The 1,971-nt window shown below is 66.4% G+C and carries 3 protein-coding genes; all 3 read left to right on the top strand.

Annotated features, from left to right (window positions below; genetic code table 11):
- Positions 1-524, top strand: a 524-nt coding sequence (locus tag QXF46_02540) for a Mut7-C RNAse domain-containing protein (protein MEM0225735.1), incomplete at its 5' end; no start/stop codon positions are given.
- Positions 525-545: 21 nt separating this feature from the next.
- The gene (locus QXF46_02535; GenBank protein MEM0225734.1) at positions 546-1,193 is read left to right on the top strand and encodes a TIGR00296 family protein; all 648 of its coding nucleotides are present in this window, start codon (positions 546-548) and stop codon (positions 1,191-1,193) included.
- 20 nt (positions 1,194-1,213) lie between these two features.
- Positions 1,214-1,971 (top strand): hypothetical protein (locus QXF46_02530; protein ID MEM0225733.1); only part of this gene is annotated, 758 nt, incomplete at its 3' end.

The raw sequence follows: 1,971 nt of genomic DNA, 5'->3' as shown, positions 1-1,971 counted from the left end.
GGCCCTCGTGGCGAGCGCCGAGTTGTGGCTGCAGAGGGTGCGGTGACTTGGAGCGCTACGAGTTCGTCGTCGACGCGATGCTGGGCGACCTGGCGAAGTGGCTCCGCATACTCGGGAGGAGCACGTTCTACGAGCCGTACGCCAGGGACGAGGATCTGCTGAGGGTCGCGCGGGATCACAACGCGGTCCTCGTGACCAGGGATCGCCGCCTAGCCGAGCTGGCGGAGGCGGAGGGGGTGAAAGCCGTATACCTCGGTGGAGTCGAGCTGGGCGGCGCGCTCGCTGAGCTGAGCAGGAGGTTCGGCGTGAGGCTCGAGGTGGATCTCAGCGACACCAGGTGCCCCCGCTGCAACGGCAGGCTGAGGGCTGCTTCGCGGAGCGAGGTTGAGGGCAGGCTGCCGGAGGGGGTGGCGGAGCGCTACGAGCTCTTCCTGGTTTGCGAGCGCTGCGGCCAGGTCTACTGGCCCGGGAGCCACCTCAGGAGGATGAGGGAGTTCCTGGGGAACGTGAGGCAACGCTTTTAGCCCCGCCCCTCCGGGTTGACTGTGGCTCTAGACCTGGCAAGCCTTACGAAGGAGGATGGAGAGTTCCTCGTCAAGCTGGCGAGGGAGGCGGTGGTGAAGTACCTCACCGAGTTCGTGAGGATCGAGCCCCCGGAGGGCTGCCCCGAGAGGCTCGCCGAGAAGGCGGGGGTCTTCGTCACAATCGAGAAGATCGCTCGGGACGCTACGGGCATCCCCAGGAGGACGCTGAGGGGGTGCATCGGCTTCCCCGAGCCCGTCCTACCGCTGGCCGAGGCGACGATCGAGGCTGCCATAGCCGCTGCGACGGAGGACCCCAGGTTCGAGCCGATGACGCCCGACGAGCTGAAAAGCGTGGTTTTCGAGGTTAGCGTCCTCTCGCCGCCCCAGCTCGTCCAGTACTCGAAGCCGGAGGAGCTGCTCGAGAAGATCAAGGTGGGGCGCGACGGGGTCATCATCGAGAAGGGGGTGCTGAGGGGCCTCCTCCTCCCGCAGGTCCCCGTCGAGTACGAGTGGAACGCTGAGGAATTCCTGGAGAACGCCTGCATTAAGGCCGGGCTCCCCCCGGACGCTTGGAGAACGACGAGGATCAAGGTCTACACGTTCACGGCTAGGATCTTCGCCGAAGTGTACCCGGAGGGTGAAGTGGTGGAGCGGGTGCTCAGCGTCTAGCAGCCGCGGTGGCTCCCCCCGTGCTGGCCTACCTCGCACCCTGCGGGATGGGCTTGGGCCACGCGGGTCGAATGCTATCAGTGGCAAGGAGGCTCAGGCAGGCCGGCGTAGATGTCGTCTTCTCCTCCTACGGCAGGGCGGCCGATATGATCGAGCGCAGCGGCTACCGCTGCCTCAGGACGAGGCCCGTAGGCTACGAGGTCGATGAGCAGGGCGACATTGACGTGAGGAGGACCATAGCGAAGGGGCCCCTGAACCTGTACCGGTTCGCGCGCCAGGTCGGCGACGAGCTCTACTACATAGGGACCCTGGAGCCGGACGTCGTCGTCTCGGACAGCAGGCTCTCGTCCCTCTTGGCGGCGAAGGCGCTGGGGGTTCCGGCGGTTCTCGTGATACACCAGCTCAGAGTGATAATACCCGTGAAGAAGCCGACGCGGGTGAAGCTCAGCGCGAAGTACCTGGCGGAGGAGGGGCTGCTCCGCCTCTTGGGCAAGCTCTGGCTGCTCGCCGACGAGATCCTGATCCCCGATTACCCGCCCCCCTACACTGTAGCACGAGCGAACGCAATGGTCGAGACGCTGCTCCCCCGCGCCAGGTTCGTCGGCCCCTCCCCGCCCGTGTGGCCCGATGAGCTTCCACCACGCGAGGAGGTTAGAGAGAGGCTGGGGGTTGAGGGTAAGCTCGTTGTCGCCAGCTTCACCGGGGTGAGCGGCGAGGGGAGGGAGCTCTGCGAAGCCTTCCTGGCCGAGCTCGGGGGCTGCGACCTGAGCGACGAGGT

It is taken from the genome of Thermofilaceae archaeon, assembly GCA_038731975.1.
GTDB lineage: Archaea > Thermoproteota > Thermoprotei > Thermofilales > Thermofilaceae > JANXEW01.
Note: the sequence above shows the minus strand (reverse complement) of the source record. Positions and strands in the feature narration are given on the sequence as shown.